Origin of the sequence: Streptomyces sp. KL116D, from assembly GCF_030766975.1 — a bacterium.
Taxonomy (GTDB): Bacteria; Actinomycetota; Actinomycetes; order Streptomycetales; family Streptomycetaceae; genus Streptomyces; species Streptomyces longispororuber_A.
The window spans coordinates 29,920-43,621 of sequence record NZ_JASERH010000103.1 but is presented as its reverse complement, the minus strand read 5'-3'; the positions used below and the strand labels follow the sequence as shown (position 1 = coordinate 43,621).

Annotated in this window: 16 protein-coding genes and 1 pseudogene; 14 read left to right on the top strand and 3 right to left on the bottom strand. The window is 72.5% G+C overall.

What is annotated here, in order from left to right; translation table 11 throughout:
• Positions 1-154: 154 nt before the first annotated feature.
• The 9 genes from RBJ77_RS40410 (at position 155) to RBJ77_RS40370 (ending at position 7,746) form a co-directional block, all read left to right on the top strand.
• The gene (locus RBJ77_RS40410) at positions 155-844 is read left to right on the top strand and encodes a sigma-70 family RNA polymerase sigma factor (protein ID WP_372349528.1); all 690 of its coding nucleotides are present in this window, start codon (positions 155-157) and stop codon (positions 842-844) included.
• A gap of 66 nt (positions 845-910) precedes the next feature.
• Positions 911-1,516, top strand: a complete 606-nt coding sequence (locus RBJ77_RS40405) for a YceI family protein (protein WP_372349527.1) — start codon at positions 911-913, stop codon at positions 1,514-1,516.
• Positions 1,517-1,604: 88 nt separating this feature from the next.
• Positions 1,605-2,078 (top strand): carboxymuconolactone decarboxylase family protein, encoded by a 474-nt coding sequence (locus RBJ77_RS40400; RefSeq protein ID WP_372349591.1) that lies wholly within the window; start codon positions 1,605-1,607, stop codon positions 2,076-2,078.
• Positions 2,079-2,211: 133 nt separating this feature from the next.
• The gene (locus tag RBJ77_RS40395; protein ID WP_372349526.1) at positions 2,212-3,744 is read left to right on the top strand and encodes an MFS transporter; all 1,533 of its coding nucleotides are present in this window, start codon (positions 2,212-2,214) and stop codon (positions 3,742-3,744) included.
• Positions 3,745-3,757: 13 nt separating this feature from the next.
• Positions 3,758-4,522, top strand: a complete 765-nt coding sequence (locus RBJ77_RS40390; RefSeq protein ID WP_372349525.1) for a PIG-L deacetylase family protein — start codon at positions 3,758-3,760, stop codon at positions 4,520-4,522.
• Positions 4,523-4,572: 50 nt separating this feature from the next.
• Positions 4,573-5,055: a cupin domain-containing protein gene (locus tag RBJ77_RS40385; RefSeq protein WP_372349524.1), complete on the top strand. Its 483-nt coding sequence runs from the start codon at positions 4,573-4,575 to the stop codon at positions 5,053-5,055.
• 86 nt (positions 5,056-5,141) lie between these two features.
• The gene (locus RBJ77_RS40380) at positions 5,142-6,242 is read left to right on the top strand and encodes a phenazine antibiotic biosynthesis protein (RefSeq protein WP_372349523.1); all 1,101 of its coding nucleotides are present in this window, start codon (positions 5,142-5,144) and stop codon (positions 6,240-6,242) included.
• On the top strand, positions 6,242-7,624 hold the full coding sequence (locus RBJ77_RS40375) for an aldehyde dehydrogenase family protein (protein WP_372349522.1): 1,383 nt from the start codon (positions 6,242-6,244) through the stop codon (positions 7,622-7,624). Before RBJ77_RS40380 ends, RBJ77_RS40375 begins: the two co-directional genes overlap by 1 nt.
• Entirely contained in the window at positions 7,621-7,746 is a 126-nt protein-coding gene (locus RBJ77_RS40370; RefSeq protein WP_372349521.1) for a hypothetical protein, read from the top strand. The genes RBJ77_RS40375 and RBJ77_RS40370 overlap by 4 nt, the downstream gene beginning before the upstream one ends.
• Here the strand turns inward: RBJ77_RS40370 and RBJ77_RS40365 are convergent.
• Positions 7,730-8,293: a DUF5134 domain-containing protein gene (locus RBJ77_RS40365; protein WP_372349520.1), complete on the bottom strand. Its 564-nt coding sequence runs from the start codon at positions 8,291-8,293 to the stop codon at positions 7,730-7,732. The two genes, RBJ77_RS40370 and RBJ77_RS40365, sit on opposite strands and share 17 nt — an antisense overlap.
• 31 nt (positions 8,294-8,324) lie before the next feature.
• A complete protein-coding gene (locus tag RBJ77_RS40360; protein ID WP_372349519.1) occupies positions 8,325-8,750 on the bottom strand; it encodes a cupin domain-containing protein in 426 nt (141 codons plus the stop codon).
• A gap of 276 nt (positions 8,751-9,026) precedes the next feature.
• Here RBJ77_RS40360 and RBJ77_RS40355 point away from each other — a divergent pair, with 276 nt between their 5' ends.
• From RBJ77_RS40355 to RBJ77_RS40345, 3 genes are all read left to right on the top strand, one after another.
• Positions 9,027-9,767, top strand: coding sequence for an SDR family oxidoreductase (locus RBJ77_RS40355; RefSeq protein WP_372349518.1), 741 nt, complete (start codon positions 9,027-9,029; stop codon positions 9,765-9,767).
• A gap of 85 nt (positions 9,768-9,852) precedes the next feature.
• Positions 9,853-10,749 (top strand): RNA polymerase sigma-70 factor, encoded by an 897-nt coding sequence (locus RBJ77_RS40350; RefSeq protein WP_372349517.1) that lies wholly within the window; start codon positions 9,853-9,855, stop codon positions 10,747-10,749.
• A 191-nt stretch (positions 10,750-10,940) separates the two neighbouring features.
• Entirely contained in the window at positions 10,941-11,474 is a 534-nt protein-coding gene (locus tag RBJ77_RS40345) for an Ohr family peroxiredoxin (RefSeq protein WP_372349516.1), read from the top strand.
• A 48-nt stretch (positions 11,475-11,522) separates the two neighbouring features.
• Here the strand turns inward: RBJ77_RS40345 and fdxA are convergent, their stop codons facing one another.
• Positions 11,523-11,885, bottom strand: a complete 363-nt coding sequence (gene fdxA, locus RBJ77_RS40340) for a ferredoxin (RefSeq protein ID WP_372349515.1) — start codon at positions 11,883-11,885, stop codon at positions 11,523-11,525.
• A 158-nt stretch (positions 11,886-12,043) separates the two neighbouring features.
• On the opposite strand from fdxA, the gene RBJ77_RS40335 reads away from it, so the two are divergent.
• Positions 12,044-13,276 carry an NAD(P)/FAD-dependent oxidoreductase gene (locus RBJ77_RS40335; protein ID WP_372349514.1) on the top strand — a complete coding sequence of 411 codons (1,233 nt, stop codon included), beginning with the start codon at positions 12,044-12,046 and terminating at the stop codon, positions 13,274-13,276.
• 53 nt (positions 13,277-13,329) lie between these two features.
• Positions 13,330-13,588, top strand: a pseudogene (locus RBJ77_RS40330) (hypothetical protein); the annotation flags it as partial.
• Between the last annotated feature and the right edge of the window lie 114 nt (positions 13,589-13,702).

Genomic DNA, 13,702 nt, shown 5'->3' with positions numbered 1-13,702 from the left:
TCCGTGCGTGCGGATGACTCCCGCCGCGACCAGCTGCGAACAGGGGATGCATGTGAACTCCACACCGACGTCTGCCACCGAGAGGTCATCCATCGAGACGTCATCCATCGAGACGTCCTCCACCGAGCGGATGGAGGAGGCCGTTTCCGCATTCATGGCCTTCCGTCCACGCCTCTTCCGCATCGCGCACCACATCCTGAGGCGCCCGGCCGATGTCGAGGACATCGTTCAGGAGGCGTGGCTGCGCTGGCAGAACACGGATCGGGCCGACGTGCTCGACCCTCCGGCCTACTTGGCGCAGATCACGATCCGCCTGGCTCTCAACGCCGCCGGTTCCGCCCGGTCGCGCTACGAGAGCAGCGCCGGTCCGTGGCTGGCCGACACGTGCGACAGCGGACCCGACCCGTTCGCCAGGGCGGCGGAGGCGGAAGCGCTCGACCAGGCCCTGGGGCTGCTCGTCGACCGGCTCAACCCCACCGAACGGGCCGTCTACATCCTGCGCGTGGCGTTCGACTACCCGTACAGCGAGATCGCCGCCAGGCTGCAGCTCAGCACGATCAACACCCGGCAGATCGCCAGCCGGGCCGGCAAGCGCCTGCTGTCCGACGACCCCGACCCGGCCCGCCACGGGAACCACCAGCGCCTCATGGACGCGTTCCTCACCGCCGCGCGGGGCGGTGACCTCGGCGACCTGGAGACCCTCCTGACCCGCGACACCGCCCTCGCCCGTGCCAGGGCCCGCGGCCCACGCCCCTGCACCCGTGCCACCCGTCCGCAGACCCGGCGCGACGTCAAACGGCCCCGGGCCCGGACCACCGCGGCGGTCCGCACCGCCACGGCGTGAACCCCCGTCGTCCGTGCCCCGCTCACACCCCGTCCGACCTCTCCAGCACAAGGAATGCGGATCGTCATGCTGCAGAACCGCACCACCTCCGCCCTGACGGGCTTCTACGTCATCGATCAGGTCCACAGCCGGGTGGGCTTCACCGTCCGGCACGTCATGGGCTCCCAACTGCACGGCGCGTTCGGCGGTTTCGAGGGCCTGCTGGTACTCGACGCCCACCGCCCCGCCCTCTCCGAGGCGTTCCTGACGGTGCAGACCGAGAGCCTGGACACGGGTCTCGGGGAGCGGGACGCGCACCTCACCGGCCCGGCCGTGCTGGGCTGCCCGGCGTTCCCCACGATGACGTTCCACTCCACCGGGGTCACTCCCCTGGACGGCGGCGGCCACCACCTGGCCGGACGCCTGAAGATCAAGAACGTCGAGCGTCCCCTCGCGCTGCACGTGACGCCCGGCGGTGCCCGCACGGACTCGCTCGGGCTGACCTGGGTCGGCTTCGAGGCCACCGCCACCCTCGACCTCGCCGACTGGGGTCTCACGGTGGACGGTGCGCGGACGGGCGGCCCCGGCACCTGCGCCGACGTGTCACTGCACCTGAGCGTGTCCGCGGTGCAGGTCTTCCACCGGCCCCTGCCGTCGGCACCGACGGCGCCGACGGCACCTTCGATCGTGTGACCCAGGACACAAGACCCAAGGTGTCACAGTTCGTGGGGGCAGTCCGGTCAATGGTGTGAATCAGCACTACGGCGAGGAGAACACCACCATGGATGCGCGTCTCGACTACTTCGGCAATGCGCTCGGGGCCAAAGTTCTGAAGCACATCAATTCCGCGAACAAGGTGTTGACGGACTCGACTCTGCCGCAGACCACGCAGGAACTGGTGAAGATCCGCGCGAGCCAGATCAACGGCTGCGGATTCTGCACGGACATGCACACCAAGGACGCCGCCCACGCGGGCGAGACCCCCCAGCGTCTCCACCTGGTCGCCGCCTGGCGCGAGGCCACCGTCTTCACCGACGCCGAGCGCGCCGCGCTCGAACTCGCGGAGCAGGGCACGCGCATCGCGGACGCCGCGGGCGGGGTGAGCGACGAGGCCTGGGCGGACGCGGCCAAGCACTACGACGAGGACCAACTCGCCGCGCTGCTCTCCCTGATCGCCGTCATCAACGCCTACAACCGTGTCAACGTCATCAACCGGACGCCGGCGGGCGGCTACCAGCCCGGCCAGTTCGGCTGAGCCGCCCGCGCGGAGGCCCGCGCCGTCCCGCCTCTTCGTCCTCCCCGACCCGCGACGGAGAGGCGGGCGCCCACCCATGGGTCACCACGTCTCCGTACCCGTCACGTCTCCGTACCCGTCAGGACCACCGGACATGGACACCCCCCTGCACGAGCAGCCCTCGATCCGTGTCGCGAGCACCCGCGGCAGAGGGATCCTGCTGACCACCGTCCTGGGCTCCGCCATGGTGCTCCTGGGCTCGACCGTCACCAACGTCGCGCTGCCCCGCATGGGCGCCGACTTCGACGCCGACGTGGCCACGCTCCAGTGGACCGTCAACGCGTACATGCTGACTTTGGCGGGTCTCATCCTGCTGGGCGGATCCCTGGGCGACCGGTTCGGGCGGCGCCGGGTCTTCCTGGTCGGCGTCGTCTGGTTCGCCGCGGCCTCGCTGCTGTGCGGGCTGGCTCCCGACGCCGGGACGCTCATCGCGGCGCGCGCCCTGCAGGGCGTCGGCGGGGCGCTGCTCACGCCCGGCTCACTGGCGCTCATCGAGGCCTCGTTCCACCCCGACGACCGGCCGCGGGCGGTCGGCCTGTGGTCGGGGTTCGGCGGGATCGGCGCGGCGCTCGGCCCGTTCCTGGGCGGCTGGCTGGTCGACGGTCCCGGCTGGCGCTGGACGTTCCTGCTGAACGTTCCGCTCGCCCTCGTCTGTGTGCCGATCGCGCTCCGCCACGTCCCGGAGTCCGTGGGCGCCACCGCTCCGCGGACCGGGACGGAGGTGTCCGCCGGCGCGCACCGGCGGCCGGCGTTCGACGTTCCCGGGGCCGTACTCGGCGCGCTCGCGCTCGGCCTGGCGACCTACGCGCTGACCGAGGCCCGCGAGGGCGGCGCCGTGGTCGCCGTCACCGCCGTGGCGTCGGTGCTGGCGGGCGCGGCGTTCGTGGTCGCGGAACGGCGCAGTCAGGACCCGATGATGCCGCTGTCCCTGTTCTCCTCGGGCCAGTTCACCTCGGTCAACCTGGTCACGCTGTGCGTGTACGCGGGGCTGGGCGGCTTCTTCTTCCTGACCGCACTCCAGCTGCAGATCGTCGTCGGCTACTCGGCGCTGGCGGCCGGCGCGGCCATGCTGCCGAACACCGCGATCATGCTGGTCTTCTCGGCCCGCGCGGGCGAACTCGCCCGGCGCACCGGCCCCCGCCTCCCGCTCACCGTGGGCCCGCTCGTCTGCGCCGTCGGCATGCTGCTGATGCTGCGGGTCGGCCCGGGCACCTCGTACGCGACCGGCGTGCTGCCCGCGCTGCTGTTCATCGGGGCCGGGATGGTCACGATGGTCGCTCCGCTGACCGTGACCCTGCTGTCGTCCGTGGACGGGCGCAACGCCGGGGTGGCCAGCGGGGTCAACAACGCGGCGGCGCGGGCCTCCGGCCTCGTGGCCGTGGCGGCGCTGCCGCTGGTCGTGGGCATGGGACCGGACGCGTACCGCTCGGCCGCCGCCTTCGACGTGTCCTTCGGCCGGGCGATGCCGCTGTGCGCGGCGCTGCTGTGCGGCGGAGCCCTCGTGGCCTTCCTGCGCCTCGGCCCCGTCGGCACGGTCGCGCACCGGGTGCACTGGCACACCCACGGATGGCTCACCGAGCCGCCGCTCGCACCGCGGTCCGCGCATCCCCGCACCGCGGACCACTGACGAAAGAGGCCCGATGTCCCCCGCGTCCCGCCCCCTGACCGACCCGGCTCCCCCGCCCCTGCTCCCCCTGCCCGACGACTGGCAGCGGGCCCTGGCCGTGGTGGCCCACCCCGACGACCTGGAGTACGGCTGCTCGGCCGCCGTCGCCGCCTGGACGGCGGCCGGCCGCGACGTCACGTACGTCCTCGCCACCCGCGGCGAGGCCGGCATCGACACGCTGGCACCGCGGGACGCCGGTCCGCTGCGGGAGAAGGAACAGCTCGCCGGTGCCGCGGCCGTGGGGGTCTCCGTGGTCGAGTTCCTCGACCACCACGACGGTGTGATCGAGTACGGTCTCGGGCTGCGCCGTGACATCGCCGCGGCCGTCCGCCGCCACCGCCCCGAACTGCTGATCACCCTCAACCACCACGCCACCTGGGGCCAGGGAGCGTGGAACACGCCGGACCACGTCGCCGTGGGCCGCGGCGTCCTGGACGCCGCGGCGGACGCCGGGAACCGCTGGATCTTCCCGGAACTCGGCGAGCGGGGCCTCGACCCCTGGAACGGGGTGCGGTGGGTGGCCGTCGCCAACTCCCCCGCCCCCACCCACGCCGTGCCGGCGGCCCCCGGCTTCGAGCGGGCGGTCGACGCCCTGCTGGCCCATCGCACGTACCTCGAGGCACTGACCGACGAGGAGCCCGAGACGTACGTCCGCCGGTTCCTGACCACCACCACGCGGGCGCACAGCGCACGGTTCGGCGGCGAACCCGCCGCCGTCTTCGAGCTGTTCGCCCGCTGAGCACCGCACCGAAGACCCATTGAGACACGATGAGACAGGGATGGTGAACCATGTCGTATCCGGAGCAGGTGTACCGGGGCGAGAACGGCGAGATCAGCGCGAGCTACCGCGCGGAGAGCACCCCGCCCGACCTGGGCGAGCGCGGCCGGGACGCCATTCACTACCTGGCGACCACGACCACCACCAGGGGCGAGTTCGGCCTGTACCGCGTCGAGATGCGGGCCAAGGCGGGCGGGCCCAGGACGCATTTCCACAAGACGATCTCGGAGTCCTTCTACATCCTCGACGGGACGGTGCGGCTCTTCGACGGCGCCGACTGGATCGACGCGCAGAAGGGCGACTTCCTGCACGTGCCGCAGGGCGGTCTGCACGCCTTCCGCAACGACTCCGACGCGCCCGCCGAGATGCTGCTGCTCTTCACGCCGGGCGCTCCGCGTGAGGAGTACTTCGAGCAGGTGTCGCAGCTGGCGGACGCCACGGACGAGGAGCGCGCGAAGTTCTTCGACAAGCACGACTCGTACTTCGTGGACTGACCCCGCAGATTCCCGGACTTCCGGACTCCCGGATCCCGCAGATTCCCGGACTCCGGATCCCCCTGGCACCGTGAAAGGAACTGTTCATGCCGTACGTTCCCGGCACCGTCCTGGACGCCGGCCCCTCGGCCGGGGCGGACCCCGACGCGTTCGTCCGGGCCGCCGTGGCCTGGCACTTCGACCCGGCGACCGGGTCCCGGTTCTGGCTCGACCGTGCCGCACGGCTCGGTTTCGACCCCCGGCAGGACGTCGGGGGAGTGGCGGACCTCGCGCTGTTCCCCGACCTCACGCACGAGTTGCGGACCGTGTCCGCGGCCGACCTCGTGCCCCGGGGCTACGGTGACCGGGCCGGGCTCCTGAACGTCTTCGACAGCGGCGGCACGACGGGCGATCCCAAGCGGGTCGTCCAGCTCGCCGACTGGATGCGGCACAGCACGGAGCAGGTGGCGCGCGGGCTGCGCGCCCACGGCCTGCCCGCCGGCGCGCCGTGGCTGTCCGTCGCGCCCACCGGCCCGCACCTCGTGGGCGACGTGCTGACCCGGGCGGCGGCCTCGCTCGGCGGTCCCGCGCTCGGCGTCGACATGGATCCGCGCTGGGTCAGGAAGCTGGCCGCCGCGGGGCGGACCGACGAGGTCGCGGCCTACACCGACCACCTCGTCGACCAGTGCCGGCGCGTCCTGGTGAGTCAGGACGTCCGCGTACTGGCGGCCACCACCCCGCTGCTCGAACGCCTCGCCCGCGAGGACGACCTGCTGGACGTCGTCAACAGCAAGGTCGAGGCGATCGTCTGGGGCGGTACGCACATGGATCCGGACACCCGGTTCCTGCTGAGCACCGAGGTGTTCCCGGACGTGCCGCTCATCGGCATGTACGGCAACACCATGATGCTCACCGGCCTCATCGAACGCGTCGGGTCGAGTCCGTCGGACCCCTGTGTCTTCGATCCGGTCTCCCCCTCCGTGTTCCTCTCGGTCGTGGATCCGGACACGGGTGCGCCCGTGGCGATCGGCGCCCGCGGTCAGGTCGTCGTCAGCCACGTCAGCAGGTCCATGTTCATCCCCAACAACGCGGAGCGGGACACGGCGCTGCGCGTCGTCCCGGCCGCCGGACAGGTGGGCGACGCCGTCGCGGACGTCGCACCGATGGCGACCGTGGCGGGCACGACGGTGATCGAGGGCGTGTACTGATGGCTGCCCCGCACACAGCGGCCGGCCCGCACCTGGACGCGCTCGGCCCCCGCGGCCCCTACCGCACCCTCGCCCCTGAGCCCGTGAGGGACGTGACCGGCACCGAAGTGGCCCGGATCAGCCTGGTTCCTCCGGTGTACGTCGACCGGGCGCTGGCCGCACTGCGCCGCGCCGCACCGCCCTCACCGGACCGCATCGACGGCCAACTCGCCGCGGCCGCCGAGGCGTTCGTGTCCGGCACGGTCGGCGGTCTCGGGGTGGACGCGTACGAGGACCTGGTCAGCCGTACGTCCGGGACTCCGCTGCGCGTGGTGCGCGCGGCCACCCGGGACACGGCACGGTTCGTCGCCCAGGCCCGTACCTCGGCCGGCCAGGGCCGGCCACGCGGTACCGCCGCCGGACTGTGGGGCGCGGCGCCGAGGGCGGTGTGGGCGCGGCGCGGCGAGGTGTTCGCCGTCAACGCCTCGGGCAACCACCCGGGCGTGCACCGGTTGTGGCTGGAAGCGCTGGCGCTCGGGTACCGCGTCGCCGTCCGCCCGTCGCGCCGTGAGCCGTTCACGCCGCACCGGCTGGTCGGCGCGCTGCGGCAGGCGGGGGTGGGCGAGGACCAGGTGGTGCTGCTGCCCACCGACCACCGGGCCGCCGACAGCCTCGTGCACGGCGCGGACCGGTCCGTCGTCTACGGCGGCGACGACGTCGTCGCCCGCTACGCCCACGATCCCCGGGTGCTGCCCCAGGGTCCGGGCCGCTCGAAGATCCTCGTCACCGCGGACACCGACTGGCGCGCGCACCTGGACACGCTCGTCGCCTCCGTCGCCGACGAAGGCGGCACCGCGTGCGTCAACGCCACCGCGATCCTCGTCGAAGGGGATCCCGCGCCGCTCGCCGAAGCGGTCGCGCACCGTCTGGCGGCCCTGCCGTCCCTGCCGCCGCACGACGAACGAGCGGTGCTGCCGGTGGCTCCGCTGGAGCGGGCCCGCGCGCTCGGCTCCCATCTGACGCGGGTGGCGGCGGGCACGCGGGCCTGGCTCGGCGGGGACGGCATCGTCGACGACCTGGGCGACGGCAGCGCCGTGCTGCGCCCCGCCGTGCACCAGGTCGACTCGGCCCGGGCCGCTCAGCTGCGCACCGAACTCCCCTTCCCCTGCGTGTGGGTGGCGCCCTGGAACCGGTCGGACGGCATCGCCCCGCTGCGCGACTCGCTGGTCCTGTCGGCGCTGACGCGCGACGGGGCCCTGCTGGACGCGCTGCTGGCGGAGCCCACCGTCGCCAACCTGTACATCGGCGACCACCCGACGTACTGGATGGCTCCGGGGATACCCCACGACAGTTATCTGTCGGACTTCCTGATGCGCAGCAAGGCGGTCGTCGGTACGCGGTGACGTACGGCGGGACGGTCGTGCCCGGCGTGCCCGTCGTACTCGGCGTGATGTGCGGGCTCGTCGTGCTCGGCGTGATGTGCGGGCTCGTCGTGCTCGGCGTGCCGGTCAGTGGTGCGGCATGACGAGCATGACCGCCGTGCCGAGCGCCATCGAGCCGTCCCAGAAGTGGCCGTACGGCAGCGGGAGCACGGCGGCCGGGCGCGGCGTGGCGCGCAGCGACGGCATGTCGCGGGTCAGCGCGCGCAGGGCGCAGACCAGCAGGCACAGGGCCAGCACCGGAGTGACCAGTGCCGCGGGCCGTGATGCCGCCAGGGTCGCGGCGTGCTGCGTGCCGTGCGGGTTGCGGAGCATCCAGACCATGGCCGCCATGCCGAGCGCGGACGGCAGTCGCCGGGCCGCGGCGGCCGGACGGGATTCTCCCGGACGGCGCGCGGGAGTGAGCGTGAACCACACGGCGCCCGCGGCGAACAGGACGGTCTGTGGCGTCCGTGACAGGGGCGGTCCCCACGGCATCGCCGCCATGGCCAGGGCCATGGCGGCGTGCAGGAGGTGGTCGACGTAGTCGCGCGGGGCCGATCGGCCCGGCGCGATCACGTGGCGCACCGCGTAGAGGGCCGCGCCCGAGAACAGTGCGGTGAGCAGGGCGTGCACGACGTCGGTGGAGCTCATCGGGCCGCACGCCCTCCCTGTTCCGGCGGTCTCACTCGGCGGGGCGCGGGGCGCGGAGGTGGGCGCGCTCTTCGAGCTCCTCCTTGGAGACCAGTTCGAGCATGGGCTTGCCGGGGGCGCACAGCATGGTCACCACGAACCGGGTGCGCGCGTCGGCGAGCGCGTTGCCGTCCTGGTAGTGGATCGCGTCGCCGCCCGGCTCCCAGAACGTGCCGCCGGCCTCCACCACCCGCTCGGGTTCGCCCTCCAGCTCGAAGCGGACCGCGCCTTCGACGACGTAGCCGAAGGCGGGTCCGGAGTGGCGGTGCGGCGGGGTGCCCGGGTCGCCCGGCTCCCACTCCACCTTGATGGTCATCGCCGAGGCGCCCTCGGGGACCGTCAGGGGCGCGGCGTCCTGCAGCAGCTGCGCCGCCGTCATCCAGCTCTCGGTCGCTTCCGGGTCGCCTGCTGCGTGCATGTGGCCTGCGTGATTGTGGCCTGCGTGATTGTCCGACACTGTTGGGCACCTTCCGTAAGTCGCCACGGGGCGGGGCCGGGACTCATCTCCCCGCTCTCTCGGCCTGGTTGACCGGGCGCCGGGTGGATCTGTGACACGGACGGACCGTTCCCGGACACCTCCGTGGGGCGGTGTCACAACATTGGCTCAAACACTGTCCTAGTGATGTGAGTGGCCGATGGCGCCGTCACGTACGCATCAGCGGGGTCGTCGACCCCCCGACGGGAAGAGACGCAGATGAGAGTCGTTGTCGCAGGAGCCACCGGCCGGATCGGCACCAGGACCGTCGCCCGGCTGCGGGACCACGGTGTGGAGGTCATGCCCGTCTCGCGGAGCGCGGGCGTCGACATCGTCACCGGGCGCGGCCTCGCCGCAGCCCTGCGGGGCGCCGATGTGATCGTGGACGTCACGGAGGCGCCGTCCCGGGCGGAGGCGCCCAGCGTCGAGTTCTTCGGCACGGCGACGGGCAACCTGCTGGAGGCGGCCGCCACCGCGGGGGTCGAGCACTACGTCGCGCTGTCCCTCGTGGGGGCCGACCGCGTCCAGCGCGGGTACTTCCGGGCGAAGGCCGTCCAGGAGGAGCGGGCCCGGCGCTCGCCCGTGCCGCACTCCGTCGTACGCGCCACACCGTTCTTCGAGTCCGTGGACGCGCTGGCCCGCTCGACCGCCCACACGGACGGCGTGCACGTCGCCCCCGTACTGACGCGGCCGGTGTCGACCGACGACGTCGCGACCGAACTCGCCCACGTCGCGGTGGGGCTGCCGCTGTTCGGCGTCCTGGAGACCGCCGGCCCCGAGGAGTACCGGCTCGACGAGCTCACCGCCAAGCTGCTGGCCGCCCGGGGCGATCTGCGCGGCGTGGTCGCCGATCCGCGCGCCCCGTTCTTCGGCGCCCTGCTCGCGGAGCGGTCGCTGCTGCCCGGCCCGTCGCCCCGTTCCGGTCACGAGACGCTCGACCGGTGGCTCGACCGCCGCTGACCGTCGACCGGGCGCCGCGCCGACGCGGAGTCGTCCCCGCTCCACCGGTTTGTAGCATGGGGTGATCAAGCCGGAAGGGGCGACCATGCACGGCGGGGGCGACACCGACTCTCTCGACCAGGCGGCGAAGGACTTCCTCGCCGTTCGTCCGCAGTTGTTCGGCATCGTGTACCGGGTGCTCGGCAGTGCGGCGGAGGCCGAGGACATCGTCCAGGACGTCTGGCTGCGCTGGCAGAAGACCGATCGCGCGGAGATCATCGAACCGTCCGCGTTCCTGACGACGATCACCACCCGGCTCGCGATCAACTTCGCCCAGTCCGCCCGGGTGCGCCGCGAGACGTACGTCGGGCCGTGGCTGCCCGAGCCGGTCAGCACCGTCGCGGATCCGCACCTGGGGGCGGAGCGGGCCGAGGCCATGGAGATGGCCGTCCTGCTGCTGCTCGAGAAGCTCAACCCCGTGGAGCGCGCCGCCTACGTCCTGCGCGAGGCCTTCGAGTACCCGTACCGCAGGATCGCGGAGGTCCTGGAGACCACCGAGGCCAACACGCGCCAGCTGGTGAGCCGCGCCCGCAAGCACCTCACCGCCCAGCGCAAGGAGCCGGTCAGCCCCGCCGACCACCGGCGGCTGCTGGAAGTCTTCATGGACGCCGCGCGCAACGGGAACCTGAAGGTGCTCGAACAGCTCCTCGCCAAGGACGTCGTCAGCTACTCCGACGGCGGCGGGGTGCGCGGCGCCTCGAAGATCCCGGTCGTCGGGCGCACGCACGTGTCCCGCTACCTCGTGGCGTTCGCGCCGCTCTTCTGGCCGGGCACCGAGCTGCGGTGGACCGAGGCCAACGGCCGGCCGGCGGTGCTCGTCTCCACCGCGGACGGCGCCGTGGCCCTGCTGTCGCTCGACGTCTCCGCGGACGGCATCGAGCGCATCATGTGGGTCATGAATCCGGCCAAGTTGTCGCCCTATGCGGCTTCTTTGGAGGGCTGAGCCCTCGCGGGTGTCACAAGAGCGGGGACTCGTCGGTCAACCAGTCGTCCGAATTCCGGATCCCCGCTGACCGAAGGGCAGAACAAGGTGACACATGCCGTGAGCGGCGCCCCGGCGCCCGCCTGGCGAACGGGCTCCGGCCCGGCCCGCCGAGACGGGAGCACGTGCCACGACGACGCCGGAGCCAGCCTGTGACCGAGCGGATCCCGCTGCCCGACCTGTCCACGCGGAAGGACTACACGGGCACGGACTTCTCCCCCATCTACACGACCACGGTGACCGTGAGCGGCGGGGTCGCCTCCCACGGGCGGGCCTCCGGCCGGGCCCGGTCGTCCGACGGGGCCCTGGACCTCGACCTGCGGATGCCCGGCGAGCTCGGCGGGGACGGCCGGGCGACCAATCCCGAGCAGCTGTTCGCCGCGGGCTTCGCCGCCTGCTTCCACGGGGCCCTGAGCCTGGTGGCGCGTCAGGAGGAGCTCGACCCCGCCGGGATATCCGTGGACGCGACGGTCGCCTTCGGCCGCGATCCGGACGACGGCGGCTATCTGCTGCGCGTCGATCTGGTCGTCAACTGGCCGGAGGTGGACCCGGAGATCGCGGCGCCGCTGCTGGAGCAGGCGGACGCGCTGTGTCCGTACGCCAGGATGGCCTGGCAGGGCACACCGACGACCATCACGCTGGCCCCCTGGCCGTACGGGACGGCCGGCGCGCCGGCTGACGGCTGACGGTCAGGACCGTCAGGTCGGTCAGGTCGGTCAGGACCGTCAGGTCGGTCAGGTCGGGAACCAGCGGTCGGCGTCGGCCGCCTCCTCCTTGCGGACGGCGAACACGGCGATGTCCTTCTTGTCCGACGTCTGGTGCGGCAACCCGGCGACCAGCGGATGGTCCGCCGCCGGTGCGGGCCGCGTGAAGTACTCCGCGTTGATCGCCGCGTACCCGGCCCAGTGCGCCGGCAGCTCCTCCTCGCAGAAGATCGCCTCCACGGGGCAGACCGGCTCGCAGGCATGGCAGTCGACGCACTCGGCGGGGTTGATGTAGAGGGTCCGCTCCCCCTCGTAGATGCAGTCGACCGGGCACTCCGTCACGCAGGCCCGGTCCTTGACGTCGACACAGGGCTGCGCGATGACGTAGGTCATCCTCTTCTCCTTCGGCGTCGGCTAGCTGTATGACCACGCAAGGAGTGAAGGTGTGACACCGATCGGCAACCAGTGTCACAGGATGGGCGTTCCACCGGTCTGTTGAGTGAGTCACGCACCCTGACTCGCACTACGTGACACCGGAAACGAGGATCGCCATGTCCCGTGTGAATCCCTTTGTGATCGTCGGAGGCGGCCTGGCCGCGGGCAAGGCCGTGGAGAGCCTGCGCGAGCGCGGCTACGACGGGCCGCTGGTCGTCGTCGGCGACGAACCGGAACGGCCGTACATCAGGCCGCCGCTGTCCAAGGGCTATCTGCTCGGCAAGGAGGACCGCGACTCGATCTACGTCCACCCCGAGAACTGGTACGCCGAGCACGACGTGGACCTGCTGCTCGGCACGACCGTGCACGCCGTCGACCCGAAGGCGGCGGAGGTCGAGGTGGAGGGCGGGCGCCGGATCGCGTACGCCGGGCTGCTGCTGGCCACCGGCTCGTCCCCGCGCCGCCTGTCGGTGCCCGGGGCGGACTTCGACAACGTGCTGTACCTGCGCCGGGTCGGCGACAGCGAACGGCTGAAGGCCGCCTTCACCGAAGGGGCGCGGATCGTGGTGATCGGCGGCGGCTGGATCGGCCTGGAGACCGCGGCCGCCGCCCGCACGGCCGGGGCCGACGTGACCGTCCTCGAACACTCCGAGCTGCCGCTGCTGAAGGTCCTGGGACGGGAGGCCGCCCAGGTCTTCGCCGGGCTCCACCGGGAGCACGGTGTGCGCCTGCACCCGCACGCGGAGATCGAGCGCATCACCGGGAGCGGCGGACGCGCGGACGGGGTGCTCCTCGCCGACGGCACGCGGCTGCCCGCGGACGCCGTGGTCGTGGGCGTCGGCATCACGCCGAACGTGGGGCTGGCGCGGGACGCGGGCCTGGAGGTGCGCAACGGCATCGTCACCGACGAACGGCTGCGGACCTCGCTGCCCGGCATCTACGCGGCGGGCGACGTCGCCAACGCGTTCCACCCGCGCCTCGGCAAGCACCTGCGCGTCGAGCACTGGGCCAACGCCCTGCACCAGCCCCGTACGGCGGCGGCGAGCATGCTGGGCCAGGACGAGGTGTACGACCGGCTGCCGTACTTCTACACGGACCAGTACGACCTCGGCATGGAGTACACCGGCCACACCGAACCGGGCGGCTACGACCGCGTGGTCGTCCGGGGCTCCACCGACGAGCGCCGCTTCCTCGCCTTCTGGATGTCGGGCGGCCGCGTCCTGGCGGGCATGAGCGTCAACGTGTGGGACGTCATCGACTCGATCCGTGCGCTGGTCGAGTCGGGTGCCGAGCTCGACGACGCCGCCCTCGCCGACCCCGACGTGCCGCTGGCGGACCTGCTGCCGTGACGCCCGGCCGGGCCGCGCGGTGTCACGAACCTGCCGGGGACCCGGTCAGAGTCATGACGAACCCATCGATCGGAGCAATCGTGGTTGCCACCGAACAACGTCTGTCCACCACGGTGCTGGTGATCGGCACCGGCGGAGCCGGCCTGGAGCGGTTCGGCATGGCCTTCGCCCGTGAGGAGGACGGCCGCATCTCCCAGCACTTCTTCGGCACGCCTGTTGACCCATGGCGGCGCGGTGATCCTCGCGGCGGGTGGCCACACCCGCATCCGGCGGCGCACGTCGTCGCGCCGCGACGAGAACACCGGCGACTCGGGAAACTCGCCGGGTAACTCTTCGCGCGCCCCTTTCTCGTCGCGTCGCTCCCGTCGCATTCCGTCTGCTGCGCGCGGCGCTCACGCACGCCTTTTTCCTGACCGGATTCGGCGG

Coding starts and splice junctions, on each gene's coding strand:
- RBJ77_RS40410 (WP_372349528.1), top strand. CDS start 155: ATGGCCTTCCGTCCACGCCTCTTCCGCATCGCGCACCACATCCTGAGG.
- RBJ77_RS40405 (WP_372349527.1), top strand. CDS start 911: ATGCTGCAGAACCGCACCACCTCCGCCCTGACGGGCTTCTACGTCATC.
- RBJ77_RS40400 (WP_372349591.1), top strand. CDS start 1,605: ATGGATGCGCGTCTCGACTACTTCGGCAATGCGCTCGGGGCCAAAGTT.
- RBJ77_RS40395 (WP_372349526.1), top strand. CDS start 2,212: ATGGACACCCCCCTGCACGAGCAGCCCTCGATCCGTGTCGCGAGCACC.
- RBJ77_RS40390 (WP_372349525.1), top strand. CDS start 3,758: ATGTCCCCCGCGTCCCGCCCCCTGACCGACCCGGCTCCCCCGCCCCTG.
- RBJ77_RS40385 (WP_372349524.1), top strand. CDS start 4,573: ATGTCGTATCCGGAGCAGGTGTACCGGGGCGAGAACGGCGAGATCAGC.
- RBJ77_RS40380 (WP_372349523.1), top strand. CDS start 5,142: ATGCCGTACGTTCCCGGCACCGTCCTGGACGCCGGCCCCTCGGCCGGG.
- RBJ77_RS40375 (WP_372349522.1), top strand. CDS start 6,242: ATGGCTGCCCCGCACACAGCGGCCGGCCCGCACCTGGACGCGCTCGGC.
- RBJ77_RS40365 (WP_372349520.1), bottom strand. CDS start 8,293: ATGAGCTCCACCGACGTCGTGCACGCCCTGCTCACCGCACTGTTCTCG.
- RBJ77_RS40360 (WP_372349519.1), bottom strand. CDS start 8,750: ATGCACGCAGCAGGCGACCCGGAAGCGACCGAGAGCTGGATGACGGCG.
- RBJ77_RS40355 (WP_372349518.1), top strand. CDS start 9,027: ATGAGAGTCGTTGTCGCAGGAGCCACCGGCCGGATCGGCACCAGGACC.
- RBJ77_RS40350 (WP_372349517.1), top strand. CDS start 9,853: ATGCACGGCGGGGGCGACACCGACTCTCTCGACCAGGCGGCGAAGGAC.
- fdxA (WP_372349515.1), bottom strand. CDS start 11,885: ATGACCTACGTCATCGCGCAGCCCTGTGTCGACGTCAAGGACCGGGCC.
- RBJ77_RS40335 (WP_372349514.1), top strand. CDS start 12,044: ATGTCCCGTGTGAATCCCTTTGTGATCGTCGGAGGCGGCCTGGCCGCG.